The sequence below is a fragment of the Agromyces sp. NPDC052230 genome (assembly GCF_040679595.1).
In the GTDB taxonomy this organism is placed as follows: Bacteria; Actinomycetota; Actinomycetes; order Actinomycetales; family Microbacteriaceae; genus Agromyces.
The window spans coordinates 115,655-129,970 of record NZ_JBFAVC010000001.1 but is presented as its reverse complement, the minus strand read 5'-3'; the positions used below and the strand labels follow the sequence as shown (position 1 = coordinate 129,970).

The window sequence follows — 14,316 nt, the reverse complement described above, 5'->3', positions numbered from 1 at the left end:
ATCGGAGGGCGCACCCTGTCGTCCGGGCGTCGCCCCCGCCGTTGGATGGGAATCGCGTTCGTGTGCGCCGTCGGATTCTCCGCGGCCGACGCGGTCGGCCCGGACGCCGACTGCGCCCTGCTCTCGGCCGAGATCCGCCACCTCGGAGGCGGCGTCCGGCCCGAGGTCGCGCGCGTGTCGGCGATCGGTCGCGGCACGCCCGAGCCGGGCGTCGTGGCCGGTCTCGACGCGGCATACCTCGTGTTCGGCGTGGGCCTCGCGATGCCGGGCGCGGGCGAGGCGCTTGCGGCATCCCTCGGCCGGCTGCTCTCGCGGGTCGAGCCCTGGCGAGCCGAGCTCGACTACCTCAACTTCGCCGAGCACGGCCGCTCCGCGGCCCAGTTGTTCGGCGACCGGGTCGAACGTCTGCGCGACATCAAGCGCCGGTTCGACCCGACCGGCGTCATCCGGTCGAACCACCCCGTGGCTCGCTGACGGGGGGTGTCGCTCGCGCTCGGGCCTTCATAGGCTGGGGGCGAGCGACACCGCTGTCGCGTGATCCTGGGGGAGGGACTGAATGACGCTCCACTACGAACTGCCCACGACCGCCGATTTCGCCAAGCTGGCGGGTCCGCAGCATCCGGCCGTCACCATCTATGCCTCGACCTCACCCGTCGTGAGCGAACGCGAGCGTGCCGAGGTCGCGGTGAAGAGCGCGTTCGACGCCGCGATCGAGCAGGTGAAGGCGACGGATGCCCCGGGGCACGTGATCGACGACCTGCGACGCGGGCGCGACGCCATCCTCCTCGACCAGAAGCTTTGGGGGCGACTGTCGAGGTCGCTGGCGATCTTCGTCGCTCCCGGATTCAGCGAGGTGTACGTGCTGCCCAACCGCCTCGACGACGCCGTGCACGTGGGCACCCACTTCACGCTCGGGCAGCTCCTGCGGGCTCCCAGCCAGGACCAGGAGGCGTTCGCCGTCGCGATCTCGGGGAACGAGTGGTCGCTCTGGCACGCGACCGCCACCGACCGTGCCGTGCAGATGCCGGTGGACCCGTCGCTGCCGAAGAACGCCGACGATGCCGCGAACCGCGCGCCCGGCTACACGGGCCGCCGTCGCGGCGGCGGCCACGGCGATCGGGGTGTGAACGAGGAGGATCGCAAACCCGCCACGCTCGACACCTATGCCAAGCGGGTCGCCGATGCGGTGCGGCAGGAGCTCGCCGTGCATGATCCCGACGAGCGGGTGCCGCTCTTCGTCTTCGCGGCCGAGCCCATGCTCAGCCAGTTCATGGAGCGCGCTCGCAACGGCCGACGCATGGCGGCGGTGCACGGCGGACCCGACCGGTTGAGCCCCGCCGACATCGACGAGGCCATCCGGGAGGAGCTCGCCCGGCTCAACGTCAACGAGGCGCACGAGGCGCTCCGCGGCCTCACCGAAGGCAGCGCCGGTCGCGTCGAACGAGACCTCGCGGCGATCGGCCGGCTCGCCGCCGATGGCGCGGTCGAGACGCTCTGGTTCGACTTCACGAGTTCGGTCAACGGCACGCTCGACCAGGAGTCAGGCGCCATCGAGTTCGCCACGGGCAACGGCAGCGGCGAGCACCTCTCCGACGGCACGGTCGCGGGCGACGTGCTGCCCCAGCTCGCGCTTCTCGTCATCGCGAAGGGCGGCAAGGTGGTCACGGTACGTGGCGAGGACCTCGACGGGGCGGTCTGGTCGGGTCCGGCGATGGCCGAGCTGCGGTTCGCGCTCGGCTGACGGCTGGGACGGCTGGGACGGCTGGGACGGCGGCTGTCGGCGTGCTGACGGCGCCGACCGCGCAGCGGTGATCAGCGAACGGATGTCGCGACGCGATCGGATGCGGCATCCGCTCGCCCGCGCAGCGGCGACCTGACCCCGCGTCGCGGCGCGCCCTCGCGCACCGGGATGACGAAGCCCTCGCGCCAGCCGAACCGGATCTCGACCTCGACGGCACGCGTGTCCTCGATGGTGACGTCGACCGTGGTCTCGGTGAGGAGGCGCGGCGCCGTGCGCGGCGGAGCCTCGCGGAGTTCGAGCCGCAGGCGGCCGGGGTGCGGCAGGCCTCCGCGCCCGGCGGCGACCAGACGCAGCTCCCAGCCGGCGGTGGGGCAGAGACCCGACCCGCTGACCTGCACGAGCCGGCCGTCGGAGGTGCGGATGGCGGTGGCGCTGAAGTCGTACGGCGAGAAATCGCAGTGGATGGGGGTCGTCATTCAACCGAAGCTACGGATGCGCGGCGTCGGCGTCCTCAGGGCTGGCGCTGATTCTCCGTCGTGCTCCCGCGTTCCCGGGTAGCTTGCCGGGAAGCGCTTTCTGGGTGGCATCGCCGGCCCTAGGCTGGAGCGCATGCGATTCGGAATGTTCATTCCCCAGGGTTGGCGTCACGATCTCGTCGGCATCGAGCCGGCCGACCACTGGGAGGTGATGCGCTCCCTCGCCCAGTCCGCCGACGCGCCCGACTCGGGGTGGGAGTCCATCTGGGTGTACGACCACTTCCACACCACCCCGGTGCCGAGCGAGACCGAGGCGACGCACGAGGCGTGGTCGCTGATGTCGGCCTTCGCCGCGTCGACGTCACGCGTGCGGCTCGGCCAGATGTGCACGTGCATGGGGTACCGCAATCCCGCGTACCTCGCGAAGGTCGCCGCGACCGTCGACATCGTGTCGGGCGGGCGGGTCGAGATGGGCATCGGCGGCGGATGGTACGAGCACGAGTGGCGGGCCTACGGCTACGGCTTCCCGCCGGTGCCCGACCGGCTCGCGATGCTGCGCGAGGGCGTCGAGATCATGCGTCAGGCCTGGACCACCGGGACGGCCACGCTCGACGGCAAGCACTACCAGGTCGATGGCGCCATCGTGCGGCCGCTGCCTCTGCAGGAGGGCGGACTCCCGTTCTGGATCGCGGGTGGCGGCGAGAAGGTCACGCTCAGGATCGCCGCGAAGTACGCGTCGTACACGAACTTCACCGGAACGCCCGAGGTGTTCGCGCACAAGAGCGACGTGCTGCGCGGGCACTGCGAGGCGCTCGGCACCGACTTCGACGCGATCGTGCGTTCGTCGAACTTCAACACCGTGATCGGCACGGATGACGCGGATGTCGCGCGCCGGCTCGACGCCATCGAGGCGCGGCTCGCGCCATTCCTCGGCACCGAGAAGATGGCGGGCTACATGGCCGACCTGCATGGACCGCTGGCGCTCGTCGGCACCCCGTCGCAGGTGGCGGCGAAGCTCGCGGAGCGTCGGGAGCTCGGGCTCTCGTACGCGATCCACTACTTCCCCGAGGCGGCCTACGACCGCTCGGGTCTGGAGCTCTTCGCCTCGGAGGTCATGCCCGCGCTCCGCTGAGCCCTCGGCGGCCCGCCTACGCGGCTTCGGCCTCGTCGAGCTTCGCCCGGAGCTGCGCGTCGGTGGGCTCGGTGAGGTGCGTGCCGTCGGGGAACACGATGACCGGGATGTTCGTGCGGCCCGAGATCGCCTTGGCGCGCGCGGCGGCCTCGACGACCCGTTCGAGATCGATGTACTCGTAGTCGATGCCGTGGCGCTCGAGGAGCGCCTTCGAGCGGCGGCAGTCGCCGCACCAGTCGGCGCCGTACATCGTGATGCGGGCAGGGCTGAGGTCAGTCGTGGGGGAAGTCACGTCGTTACCCTACGTATCGAGCCTGTGCGGTATTCCCAGCTTCGCGCGGCACTGGCAGACTCGGCCCATGCGGTTCGAGACGACGATGTACCTGTCGGGCAACAACACCGGCATCGAGGTGCCCCCTGACGTGATCGACGCCCTCGGCGCGGGGCGCAAGCCGCCGGTGGTCGTCACGGTCAACGGCTACGAGTACCGCAGCACGGTCGCCGTGATGGGCGGTCGCTACCTCATCCCGTTCAGCTCCGACAAGCGGGCGGCAACCGGGATCCAGGGTGGCGACCACATCGTGGTCGACCTCGAGGTGGACACGGCGCCGCGCACCGTCGAGGTTCCCGACGACCTCGCGGCGGCGCTCGACGCGGCACCCGGAGCGCGAGAGGCGTGGGATCGGCTGGCACCGAGTCATCGGAAGGCACACGTGACGGCGGTCGAGGGGGCGAAGACCGAGGAGACCCGGCAGCGTCGCATCGCGGCGGCGGTCGCCAAGCTCACTGAGTAGCGGCCACCGGCTCCGTCGCGGCATCCGTCGTCGACGCATCCGTCGTCGACGCATCGGTCGACGACGCATCGGTCGACGCACTCGTCGTCGCAGCCTCCGCTGCGGATCCCCGGCCGAACCGGGGGAGCTCGACACCCACGAGCCGCGCGAACGCGCTGAGCTGCGCCACGCCCTGCGGCGTGCGGGGGAGTGCGTCGAGCAGGCCCGGCGAGTAGACGAGGAACGCGGCGATCTTCGCGCGCGAGATGGCGACGTTGAGCCGGTTCTTCAGGAGCAGGAACTCGACCCCGCGCGGTGCGACGGTCGCCGACGACGCGGCGAGGGAGACGATCGCGACGGCGGCCTCCTGGCCCTGGAACTTGTCGACGGTGCCGACAGGCACGTCGGTGTGTCCTGCCCGGTCGAGCAGCTCGCGCACGAGCGCGAGCTGCGCGTTGTAGGGCGTGACCACGATGAGGTCGGTCTGCCGCAGTGGCCGCGGGGGAGCCTGGACGGGGCCGTCGGGCGACTCCCGGGTGCCGGTGTACGCCCGGCCGAGCAGGTCGCCCACGAGGCGCACGACCTCACGTGCCTCCTCGATCGACTCGGTGGTGTTGCCGTCGTGCTCGACGGGCACGGGCGTGAGTCCGGGTGCGACGCCCTCGATGCCGCGCAGTGCCGCGCAGTCGTGCGACCGCAGCTCGCCCTCGTAGGAGAGGTGCGAGACGGGGGCCGCGAGTGCCGGATGCATCCGGCGGCTCTCGGCGAGGAAGTACCCGTACTCGGCGGGCAGCACGTCATGGCCGTCGGCGATCCACCCGAGCGCCGAGGTGTCGACGGGCTCGGGGTGGGTGCCCTGACTCACCTGCGGAAGCTGCTGCGGATCGCCGAGCAGGAGCAGGCGGCGCGCCGCGACGGACGCCGCGATGGTGGCCGCGATCGAGAACTGCCCCGCTTCGTCGACCACGAGGAGGTCGAGTGCTCGCCGGCCCACCCGGTCGGCATTCGCGAAGTCCCAGGCGGTGCCGCCGTAGACGAAGCCGCTCGCCTCGTTCGCCGCGAGAAAGGCGGATGCCCCGTTCTTCTCGATGACGGTCCATCCACGCTCGACGCCGTCGTCTCGGTCTTTCGGCGCCTTCGCGACGAGGCGAGGGTCGAGTCCGGCGCCGACGACGGCATCGAGCAGGTGCTCGACGACGGCATGCGACTGCGCGACCACGCCGATCTTCCAGCCGTGGTGGCCGACGAGCCGGGCGATGACCCGGGAGGCGACGTACGTCTTACCGGTACCGGGCGGGCCCTGCACGGCCAGGTACGAGTCGTCGAGGTCGCCGAGGGAGCGCACGACGGCGCCCACGTACTCGTGGTCGGGAAGCGGCGCGAGCGCTCCCGAGCGGGTGCGCGGCGGGATGCGTCGGAGCAGGTCGACGGCCGGATCCTGCGGCCACGACGGATACGCGGAGGCGAGCGGTGCGGCCCACTCGGCGATCGCATCCTTCTGTCGCCCGGCGGGCGGGGGAGTTCCCGGAACGAGCGCCATGGGCAGGCCACGCCAGGTCTCGCCGGCGACCGATCGCTCCTGAATGCGGACACCGTCTGCAGTCGCCTCGATGACGGTCGCGTTCGCCGACGCGCGCGAGCCCGGCCGACGCGAGTTCGAGGGGAACGGTGCCGGCCACTCGTAGAGCACGAAGACGTCGGCTCCGGGGCTGAACTTCGAGCCCGGCGCGATGCGGCCGCGCAGCAGGAGCTCGCGGCGGTCGAACTGCTGCCGCCCGTCGCGGTACCAGTCCTGCAGCACGACGGTGCGCGCGGGGTCGACGACGAGCACGTCGCGGTGGTCCTCCCATGCCTCGAGCGGCTGCTCCACGCGGAAGAAGTGGCCCCACCAGAACGTCTTCGACTCGCGGTCGTGGTAGTCGATCGCGGCGGCCGCGAGGGCGAGCGCCGTGTGGTCGGCGTCTCGCTCGGGGTCGTCTGCCGGGCCGGCGATCCGTTGCAGCTGCACCGCAAGGGGGCTCGCCCCGTACTGCTTGCCCGTGGGCTCGGCGAGGAGCAGTGCCGGCACCGGCTCGATGTGCTCGCGACGCGCGATGTCGAGGAGCCAGTCGCGCAGCCGCAGCGTCGAGACGCAGTCGTAGCGGTTGTACTCGGCGAGGTCGTCGAGCACGTGCTGCGCAGCGGCGGCACCGGCCAGGCCCGTGGCGGGGTCGACGCTGCCGGTCGCGAGGAGCTCGCGTGCCCGCACGTATTCGAGGATCGAATCCCCGCCCGACTTCACGTCGGCCTGACGCAGTTCGTCGCCCATGTAGAGCGGCTCGAGCTTCTTGATGGAATACGACCGGCTGCCCACCCGCGCCGCGCGCTTCACGACCGGATAGAGGTCGACGAGCACGCCGTCGGCGAGCAGCTGATCGACCTCGGCCTCGCCGACGCTGTGGCGCGCTGCGATCGACGTGAGGTGCGTGCGTTCGTAGCTCGCGTAATGGTAGATGTGCATGTCGGGGTGCGCCGCCCGACGCAGCTTCACGAGTTCGAGGAAGCGCACGAGCGCCTCGCGCTCCTCCGCGAAGCTGTGCGCCCAGAGCGGCGTGAACTGCTCGTCGGTGTCGATCATGCCGAAGAGGTAATCGAGCCCCCAGTCGGTGGCCGGCCCCTCGGTGTAGAGGGGGTCGCCCTCGAAGTCGAAGAAGAGGTCGCCGGCGTCGGGTGTCGGGATGGCGGCGAGCGCGCCGGGTTCGCGGACGACGACGGGCGGCGGCAGCGGCGGGTCGTCGGGAGTGAGCTGCCCGGCCGCCTCGGCCGCGGCGGTGGCCGCCTCGGCGGCGAGTTGCAGCTTCGCCTGCAGCCGCAGGCCGTCGAGCGTGGCTTCGAGGATGCCGTCGATCGGGCCTTCAGAGGCGGCGAACTCGTCGATCGTCGCGATGCCCGCCTCGAAGAGGTGCACGCGCTGCGTCGTGCGCATGCCGGCGACGAGGAGTGGGTCGCGGTGGGCCTGCACCTCGAGGTCGCACGTGGGGCACCGGCCGTCGAGCGTGTAGCGCGGGTCGCCCCACCGAACCGGGCCGTCGTCGGCGACGCGGTCGGCCACGATCTGCTCGAGGCGCGCTCGCCGCAACAGGTAGACGGGCTCGATGTCGTCGAGCCGGTGCGAGCTCGTGGTGCCGTCGCCGAGCAGCAGCTCGACGGTGTCGGCGCGGGGGATGCCGAGCCGATCGAGCTGCGTCGCGTAGGCGGCGAGCTGCAGCAGCGCCGTGACGCGGGCACGGCGGGCGAGCTTCGAGTCCTGCACGAGGTAGCGGCCGTCGGGCTGGCGCACGATGAAGTCGGCGAACCCGACGAAGCCGTCGTCGACGAACGTCGCCTGGAACACCACGGGTGCGCCCGACTCGAAGGCCGCCAGTGTCGCGGCGACCGCCTCGGCCACCTGGTCGGCGTCGCGCAGGTCGGGTCGCTCGATCTCGGCCACGCCCGCGCCGAAACGCTCGCGGTACGACGCGAGCACACGGAGCTCGTGTTCGTCGCCGAGGCGGCCCGCCCGCTCGAGCATGGGGTCGGCGACGGGCTCGAAGAGCGTGTCGCGGCCGAGCTTCACGTCGAGCTCGCGCAGGAACGCGAACTCGCAGTCGGAGGCCTTCTTCAGGTCACTCGCGCTCGTGACGACGGTGCCGTCGACCAGGTACATTCGGCTTCCTCCCGTCGCCTCAGTTCTTCACCGTAGCCCGAGCATCCGACATCATCGGCCGCGATCGGATGCCTCGACCACGCGCCCGGCCGCGGGCTCGGCTGCCCGTGCGGCCGCGAGCGCACCGCGCGCGAGCCCGAGCATCCCCTCGACGGCCGCCCCGATCAGCGAACCGCGTGCTGCCGCATCCCCCCAGCGCACGAGCGCCAGCGCGTTGAGCCCGTCGATCATGCCGAGGACCTGCCAGGCGACGGCCGCGGCATCCGTCGCCTGGAACTCCCCGCCCGCGACACCCGCCTCGACGATGCCCTGCACGACGGCCTGCCAGGCGTCCATCTGCGCGCGCACCGATGCCGCGAGCACCTCGTTGCGCCGTCCGAGTGCCCACGCCTCGACCCACACGACGGTCACGTCGTCGCGCGTGCCGTCGAGGAGCGTGTCGATGAGGGCGGCGAGGCGCGCCGTCGGCGTCGGCGCGTCGCCGATGAGCCGTTCGACCTCGTCGATCTCGGCCGAGACGATCGTCGTGAAGGTGGCGGCGAGGAGCGCGTCCATGCTCGGCTCGTAGTGGGCGACGAGCGCCGGGGTCACGCCCACTCGGGCGGCGACGCTCCGCAGGGTCACGGCGGTGAGCCCGTGTTCGAGGGCGAGGACGCGCGCGGCATCCGTGATCTCGACGGCGCGCTCGGTGGGCGACTTGCGGGCCGACGGCCGGGGCTGCGCTCTTGACATCCGCACCTCTTGTTGATCGTATGATCAATAATAGTCGAACGGATGCCGCAGCATCCGTAACCCGCACAGGAGGTGGCCATGTCGTGGCGCATGCCAGCAGAGACCGCGCCGCACGAGCGCACGTGGATGGCGTTCCCCCGCCCGGGTCTGACGCTCGGCGACGACGCCGCGTCGCCCGAGGAGGCGTACGCCGCATGGACGGCCGTCGCGCACGCCGTCGCCCGGTTCGAGCCCGTGACGATGGTGATCGACCCGGTCGAGCGCGATCGCGCCCGCCGCATGCTCTCGGCCGACATCGAGCAACTCGAGGCGCCGCTCGACGACTACTGGATGCGCGACATGGGCCCAACGTTCGTCGTCGACGACGAACGCCCAGGCGTGCTCGGCGGCGTCGACTGGATCTTCAACGGCTGGGGGGCGCCGAAGTGGGCGTCGTGGGCGAACGACCGCGAGATCGGCCGTTTCGTGACGGATGCCGCGGGCGCCGAGCTCGTGTCGTCGGTGCTCGTCAACGAGGGTGGCGCGATCCACGCCGACGGCGAGGGCACCGTGCTCGTCACCGAGACCGTGCAGCTCGACCCCGGCCGCAACCCCCACGCCGACAGTGCTCGCGTCGAGGCCGAGCTCGCCCGCACGATCGGCGCGACGACGGTCGTCTGGCTCCCCCGCGGCCTGACCCGCGACTACGAGGACCTCGGCACGCGCGGCCACGTCGACATGGTGGCGACCATCGCGTCGCCGGGCACGCTGCTCCTGCACGAGCAGCCGAATCCCGAGCACCCCGATCACGTCGTGATGCGCGAGTTGCGGGCGTTCCTGTCGGAAGCGACGGATGCCGCGGGCCGCCGCTTCGAGATCGTCGACCTGCCCGCGCCCGCGCAGCTGCGCGACGACGAGGGCTTCGTCGACTGGAACTACGTGAACCACGTCGTCGTGAACGGCGGCGTGATCGCGTGCGGGTACGGCGACGAGCGAGCGGATGCCGCGGCGCGCGACCTGCTCGCGGCCGCCTACCCGGGGCGCGAGGTCGTGACCGTCGACGCCCGGCCGATCCTCGCGCGTGGCGGCGGTATCCACTGCATCACGCAGCAGCAGCCCCGTGTGGAGGCGGCGCGATGAGCGATGCAGTCGATTCCCAGCTCGCCTCCCTCTTCCGCCTGCAGTCCGCAGGAGGACGTCCGATTCGCAGGACGACAGCCCCCGCGACCGTCCTGCGAATGAGGCAATCTCCTGCACGTCGGATGGCCGGGGGCGGGCGATGAGCAGCTCGGGGTTCGACGTGGTCGAGGCATCCGTGGCCGAACTGCGACGCGCGCTCGAGGAGCGGCGCACGACCGCGGTCGAGCTCGTCGAGGCGTACCTCGCACGCATCGACGCGTACGACGCCCCGGGAACAACCACGGCGCTCAACGCCGTCGTCGTGCGAAACCCCGAGGCGCTGGCCGACGCCCGTGCCTCGGACGAGCGCCGCGCCCGGGGTGAGACGCTCGGCCCACTCGACGGAATCCCCTACACCGCCAAGGACAGTTACCTCTCGCGGGGCCTCACCGCCGCGGCCGGCTCCCCCGCGTTCGAGCACCTCGTCGCCCAGTGCGACGCGTTCACGATCGAGCGCCTCCGGGCCGCCGGCGCCGTGCTCATCGGGCTCACGAACATGCCGCCCATGGCGAACGGCGGCATGCAGCGTGGCCTGTACGGCCGCGCCGAGAGCCCGTACAACGCCGACTACCTCACCGCCGCGTTCGGCTCGGGGTCGTCGAACGGATCGGGCACCGCGACCGCGGCGTCGTTCGCCGCGTTCGGTCTCGGTGAGGAGACCTGGTCGAGCGGACGTGCGCCCGCGTCGAACAACGCGCTCTGCGCGTACACCCCCTCGAGGGGTGTCATCTCGGTGCGCGGCAACTGGCCGCTCGTGCCGACCATGGACGTGGTCGTGCCGCACACCCGCACCATGGCCGACCTGCTCGAGGTGCTCGACGTCATCGTCGCCGACGACCCCGAGACCCGGGGCGACTTCTGGCGCGTGCAGCGGTGGGTCGAGATCCCGGCCGCATCGTCGGTGCGGCCGACGTCGTACGTCGGATTGCTCCCCGGCGACGATCCGGCCGGGGCGGCCGCGGCCGGACGCGGGGCGGTCGCAGCACGCGGGGCGCTCGCCGGCAGGCGGTTCGGCGTCCCCCGCATGTACGTCAACGCCGACCCGGATGCGGGAACGGCCGAGCCGGGACGCACCCCGGGGATCGGCGGATCCACCGGGCAGCGCATCGAGACGCGGGCATCCGTCATCGAGCTCTGGGAGGCCGCCCGGCGCGACCTCGAGACCGCGGGCGCCGAGGTGATCGAGGTCGACTTCCCGGTCGTGTCGAACTACGAGGGCGACCGGCCCGGGGCGCCCACGATCGCGACGCGCGGGCTCGTCAGCCCCGAGTACCTGAAGCGCGAGATCCTCGACCTGTCGGCGTGGGCCTGGGAGGACTTCCTGCAGGCGAACGGCGACCCGGCGCTGCATTCGCTCGTCGAGGTCGACGGGTCGCGCATCTTCCCGCGGCCCGAGGGCGTGGTCGACCGCTACTCCGGATTCGACGACGACATCGCGGCCTACCCCGAGTGGGTTCGGTCGCACCCCGGGGCGACGTGGGCGGGTATGCCCGAGCTCGAGTCGGGGCTGCGCGGACTCGAGGAGACCCGCCGCATCGACCTCGAGGAGTGGATGGACGCACTCGGCCTGGATGCGGTCGTCTTCCCCGCGGTCGCGGACGTCGCGCCGGCCGACATGGACGTGAACCCCGCCTCCGCCGACCTCGGCTGGCGCAACGGCGTGTGGGTCGCGAACGGCAACCTCGTGCCGCGGCACCTCGGCATCCCGACCGTGACCGTGCCCATGGGGCTCTTGCGGGACATCCGGATGCCCGTTGGCCTCACGTTCGCCGGACGCGCCTACGACGACACGGCCCTCCTGGTGCTCGCCGCCGCGTTCGAGGCGACCGGCCGGCGGCGCGCGGAGCCGCCGCGTACGCCCCGGCTCGACTGACGTCGGGTCAGTCGTTCCGCCAGTCCTGCCAGTCCTGCCAGTCCCAGCCCGGCATCATGGGGCCCATGTTGTCCCAGAGTCCGCCGAATGCGGTGGAGATGGTGGAAGTCAGGAGCCACAGCCCGAATCCGGCGGCCGTGATGATCCAGGCGATCATCTTGTGCTGCTCGTAGTCGGGAAGCAGGCGCTCCTCCTTGTCGCGCTGCACGCCGGCGAGCGTGAGGATGAGGTCGATGAGCCACCAGATGCCGAGCCCGCCGATGGTGAGCAGCTTCAGGATGCCGGTGCCGATCTTGCCCAGGTAGAAGCGGTCGACACCGAAGAACCCGAGGAGCCAGGCGAACATCCACGTGGCGATGAAGGAGCGAGGCGACGGTTCGGTCGATCCCGTGCCCGTCGTCCTTGGCGGCACGGGCGCACCGGCGGGCGGCTGGTAGGCGGGTGGTCGGTTCGGATCTTCGGGCGGGTACGCGGTCATGACGGTTACCTCCTCGACCCGCCCAGTGTGCGCGACGCTCCGACGTTCGCGATGGGTCGAAGGTCCCGCCGCGGCATCCGAGCACGCCGAGGCTCTGATCCGGTTCCGCAGGTCGTGGGGGCTAGTCTGCCGCCATGGCGGTCAGTCGTTCCCGCTCGGCGGTGTACGCGCGGCGGCGCAAGCGTCGCATGGCGCGCGTCTCGCACGACCTCAGCGACGCGCAGTGGGCGGCGCTCACCGCGGAGTGGAGCGGCTGCGCCTACTGCGGCGCGACCGGGGGTCTGCTGCAGCGCGACTGCGTGCTGCCGATCTCGCGCGGGGGTCGGTACACACTCGAGAACGTCGTGCCCGCGTGCGCGTCGTGCAACGCGAGCAAGTGCAACGACGAGGTCACCACGTGGCTGCGGCACAAGCGGCTCGACGAGCGCGCCTTCCTGCTCCGGTACCGCGAGATCGCACTCGAGCTCGCCGCGCGCTTCGCCCCGCCGGGTGCCGCGACGTCCTGAGGAGCGGACGCTCGTTCCCGCGAGTCCCGGCGCGTCAGCCGACCCTCACGCTGCGCTCGTGCAGCCCCGTCGCGCCGTCGGGCACGACACCCTGCACGTCGGCCGTCTGCACCTCGCCGTCGGCGCTCACGGCTCGCACCCGCAGCGTGTGGGTCCCGGATGTCGCGTCCCACTCGTAGCGCCACTGCACCCACGTGTCGACCGAGATCGCGGTGGCGAGGGTGGTGGGCTCCCACGCGCCGTCATCGACCTGCACCTCGACGCGCTCGATGCCGACGTGCTGGTGCCAGGCCACGCCCGCGACCGTGATCGGGCCGGCGCTCAGCGACTGGCCACGGCGGGGCACGTCGATGCGCGACGAGAGCTTGATGGGGCCGCGCTCGCTCCAGCCCCGGTCGGTCCAGTAGGCGGTCGCGCGGTCGAAGCGCGTGACCTCGAGATCGACCACCCACTTCGTCGCGGAGACGTAACCGTACAGTCCGGGCACCACCATCCGCACCGGGAACCCGTGCTCGGCCGGCAACGGCTCGCCGTTCATGCCGACCGCGAGGATCGCGTTGCGGTCGTCCTGGAGCACGGCGAGCGGCGTGGACGCCGTGAAGCCGTCGACACTGCGCGAGAGCACCATGTCGGCGTCGGCGCTCGGTGCCGCGCGTGCGAGCACTTCGCGGATGGGATGGCCGAGCCACACCGCGTTGCCGATGAGGCCGCCGCCGACCTCGTTCGAGACGCAGGCGAGCGTCGTCACGCTCTCCTCGAGGGGGAGGGCCAGCAGTTCCTCCCACGTGATGGTGACCTCGCGCTCGACCATCCCGTGGATGCGGAGGGCCCAGCTCTCAGGGTCGACCGCCGGCACCGCGAGCGCCGTGTCGATGCGGTAGAACTGCGCGTTCGGGGTGATCACGGGCGCGAGGCCGTCGATGCCGAGCTCGGCCGTGCCGGGCACCTCCGCGGCGGCGGCGGCACGGGGCAGCGTGATGGTGTCGCGGATCGCGGTGACCGCGCGGGAGCCCGCCTGCAACGCGTAACCACCGATGGCGGCGATCGCGCCGAGCGCGACGGCGCCGCCCGCCCAGCCGAGGAAGCGGCGCCGGTCGACCGTCGCGGCGGTGTCCGCGGCTCCGCTTCTCGAGTCGAAGGATGCATCGGGCGACCCGCCGGCGTCGGCCCCGCGTGTCGCGTCGTTCGTCCTGCGACTCGGCACGCGCTCGAGCGGCGCCACGGGCACTCGTCGCAGCAGGAGCTGCAGCGCGAGCACGGCGGCGATGGCCGCGATCGCGGGCGGGGCGAAGGCGAGCATCGTCGCATTCGCGCGGGTCACGGCCGCGAGCACGCCGACGGCGCCGAGGAGCGCGATCAGCAGGCGCCCGAACGGCGGACGGCGCACCTCGAGTACCCCGGCAGCGCCCGCGACGGTGAGCAGCACGAGGCCGATGCCGACGAGCAGGGCGGCCTTGTCGGCGGTGCCGAAGAGCGCGATCGCGGCATCCTTCGCCCACGACGGCGCGAGGTCGATGAGGAGCGCGCCGACGACGACGAAGGGACTCGAGGCCGGTGCGAGCAGCGCCGCCGACAGCTCGCCGACGCCGGTCCCGAAGGCGACGGATGCCACACCCGCCGCGGCGGGCATCATCCATGGGCGTGCGCGCCCGTTCGCCTCGCTCATGTGTTCAGGCTACGCGCGTCGCGAGCGCCTCAGCCCACGGTCGGAAACGAGTTCCTCAGACCGTAAGGACTCGGCACCGTCCTTCACCCGTGGGCC

At 72.0% G+C, this 14,316-nt stretch carries 13 protein-coding genes; 7 read left to right on the top strand and 6 right to left on the bottom strand.

Features of this window, described 5'->3' with window-relative positions; genetic code table 11:
* Positions 1 to 60 precede the first annotated feature (60 nt).
* Together AB0K73_RS00595 and AB0K73_RS00590 are read left to right on the top strand one after the other, a co-directional pair.
* On the top strand, positions 61 to 474 hold the full coding sequence (locus tag AB0K73_RS00595; RefSeq protein ID WP_360511131.1) for a BBE domain-containing protein: 414 nt from the start codon (positions 61 to 63) through the stop codon (positions 472 to 474).
* 82 nt (positions 475 to 556) lie between these two features.
* Complete coding sequence (locus AB0K73_RS00590; RefSeq protein ID WP_360511132.1) at positions 557 to 1,741, top strand: hypothetical protein; 1,185 nt, start codon at positions 557 to 559, stop codon at positions 1,739 to 1,741.
* Between the two features lie 71 nt (positions 1,742 to 1,812).
* Here the strand turns inward: AB0K73_RS00590 and AB0K73_RS00585 are convergent, their stop codons facing one another.
* Positions 1,813 to 2,217: a hypothetical protein gene (locus AB0K73_RS00585; protein WP_360511133.1), complete on the bottom strand. Its 405-nt coding sequence runs from the start codon at positions 2,215 to 2,217 to the stop codon at positions 1,813 to 1,815.
* Between the two features lie 133 nt (positions 2,218 to 2,350).
* Here AB0K73_RS00585 and AB0K73_RS00580 point away from each other — a divergent pair, with 133 nt between their 5' ends.
* Complete coding sequence (locus AB0K73_RS00580) at positions 2,351 to 3,349, top strand: LLM class F420-dependent oxidoreductase (protein ID WP_360511134.1); 999 nt, start codon at positions 2,351 to 2,353, stop codon at positions 3,347 to 3,349.
* 16 nt (positions 3,350 to 3,365) lie between these two features.
* Here AB0K73_RS00580 and AB0K73_RS00575 read toward each other — a convergent pair whose 3' ends face one another.
* Positions 3,366 to 3,599: a glutaredoxin domain-containing protein gene (locus AB0K73_RS00575; RefSeq protein WP_360511317.1), complete on the bottom strand. Its 234-nt coding sequence runs from the start codon at positions 3,597 to 3,599 to the stop codon at positions 3,366 to 3,368.
* Between the two features lie 109 nt (positions 3,600 to 3,708).
* On the opposite strand from AB0K73_RS00575, the gene AB0K73_RS00570 reads away from it, so the two are divergent.
* The gene (locus AB0K73_RS00570; protein ID WP_360511135.1) at positions 3,709 to 4,143 is read left to right on the top strand and encodes a YdeI/OmpD-associated family protein; all 435 of its coding nucleotides are present in this window, start codon (positions 3,709 to 3,711) and stop codon (positions 4,141 to 4,143) included.
* Here AB0K73_RS00570 and AB0K73_RS00565 read toward each other — a convergent pair.
* Positions 4,133 to 7,807, bottom strand: coding sequence for a TM0106 family RecB-like putative nuclease (locus AB0K73_RS00565; RefSeq protein ID WP_360511136.1), 3,675 nt, complete (start codon positions 7,805 to 7,807; stop codon positions 4,133 to 4,135). The two genes, AB0K73_RS00570 and AB0K73_RS00565, sit on opposite strands and share 11 nt — an antisense overlap.
* 51 nt (positions 7,808 to 7,858) lie before the next feature.
* Positions 7,859 to 8,539 (bottom strand): TetR family transcriptional regulator C-terminal domain-containing protein, encoded by a 681-nt coding sequence (locus tag AB0K73_RS00560; RefSeq protein ID WP_360511137.1) that lies wholly within the window; start codon positions 8,537 to 8,539, stop codon positions 7,859 to 7,861.
* A gap of 78 nt (positions 8,540 to 8,617) precedes the next feature.
* Between AB0K73_RS00560 and AB0K73_RS00555 the strand changes: the two genes are divergently transcribed.
* Complete coding sequence (locus tag AB0K73_RS00555; protein WP_360511138.1) at positions 8,618 to 9,658, top strand: agmatine deiminase family protein; 1,041 nt, start codon at positions 8,618 to 8,620, stop codon at positions 9,656 to 9,658.
* Between the two features lie 139 nt (positions 9,659 to 9,797).
* The gene (locus AB0K73_RS00550) at positions 9,798 to 11,570 is read left to right on the top strand and encodes an amidase (RefSeq protein WP_360511139.1); all 1,773 of its coding nucleotides are present in this window, start codon (positions 9,798 to 9,800) and stop codon (positions 11,568 to 11,570) included.
* Between the two features lie 7 nt (positions 11,571 to 11,577).
* On the opposite strand, the gene AB0K73_RS00545 is transcribed toward AB0K73_RS00550, so the two are convergent.
* The gene (locus tag AB0K73_RS00545; protein ID WP_360511140.1) at positions 11,578 to 12,048 is read right to left on the bottom strand and encodes a TM2 domain-containing protein; all 471 of its coding nucleotides are present in this window, start codon (positions 12,046 to 12,048) and stop codon (positions 11,578 to 11,580) included.
* A 134-nt stretch (positions 12,049 to 12,182) separates the two neighbouring features.
* Here AB0K73_RS00545 and AB0K73_RS00540 point away from each other — a divergent pair, with 134 nt between their 5' ends.
* Entirely contained in the window at positions 12,183 to 12,554 is a 372-nt protein-coding gene (locus AB0K73_RS00540; RefSeq protein WP_360511141.1) for an HNH endonuclease signature motif containing protein, read from the top strand.
* 34 nt (positions 12,555 to 12,588) lie between these two features.
* Here the strand turns inward: AB0K73_RS00540 and AB0K73_RS00535 are convergent, their stop codons facing one another.
* Complete coding sequence (locus AB0K73_RS00535; protein WP_360511142.1) at positions 12,589 to 14,220, bottom strand: molybdopterin-dependent oxidoreductase; 1,632 nt, start codon at positions 14,218 to 14,220, stop codon at positions 12,589 to 12,591.
* Between the last annotated feature and the right edge of the window lie 96 nt (positions 14,221 to 14,316).

Bases quoted from the DNA above. Each gene is read 5' to 3' on its own strand.
- AB0K73_RS00590 (WP_360511132.1), top strand. From the start codon at position 557: ATGACGCTCCACTACGAACTGCCCACGACCGCCGATTTCGCCAAGCTG.
- AB0K73_RS00585 (WP_360511133.1), bottom strand. From the start codon at position 2,217: ATGACGACCCCCATCCACTGCGATTTCTCGCCGTACGACTTCAGCGCC.
- AB0K73_RS00580 (WP_360511134.1), top strand. From the start codon at position 2,351: ATGCGATTCGGAATGTTCATTCCCCAGGGTTGGCGTCACGATCTCGTC.
- AB0K73_RS00575 (WP_360511317.1), bottom strand. From the start codon at position 3,599: ATGTACGGCGCCGACTGGTGCGGCGACTGCCGCCGCTCGAAGGCGCTC.
- AB0K73_RS00570 (WP_360511135.1), top strand. From the start codon at position 3,709: ATGCGGTTCGAGACGACGATGTACCTGTCGGGCAACAACACCGGCATC.
- AB0K73_RS00565 (WP_360511136.1), bottom strand. From the start codon at position 7,807: ATGTACCTGGTCGACGGCACCGTCGTCACGAGCGCGAGTGACCTGAAG.
- AB0K73_RS00560 (WP_360511137.1), bottom strand. From the start codon at position 8,539: ATGTCAAGAGCGCAGCCCCGGCCGTCGGCCCGCAAGTCGCCCACCGAG.
- AB0K73_RS00555 (WP_360511138.1), top strand. From the start codon at position 8,618: ATGTCGTGGCGCATGCCAGCAGAGACCGCGCCGCACGAGCGCACGTGG.
- AB0K73_RS00550 (WP_360511139.1), top strand. From the start codon at position 9,798: ATGAGCAGCTCGGGGTTCGACGTGGTCGAGGCATCCGTGGCCGAACTG.
- AB0K73_RS00545 (WP_360511140.1), bottom strand. From the start codon at position 12,048: ATGACCGCGTACCCGCCCGAAGATCCGAACCGACCACCCGCCTACCAG.
- AB0K73_RS00540 (WP_360511141.1), top strand. From the start codon at position 12,183: ATGGCGGTCAGTCGTTCCCGCTCGGCGGTGTACGCGCGGCGGCGCAAG.
- AB0K73_RS00535 (WP_360511142.1), bottom strand. From the start codon at position 14,220: ATGAGCGAGGCGAACGGGCGCGCACGCCCATGGATGATGCCCGCCGCG.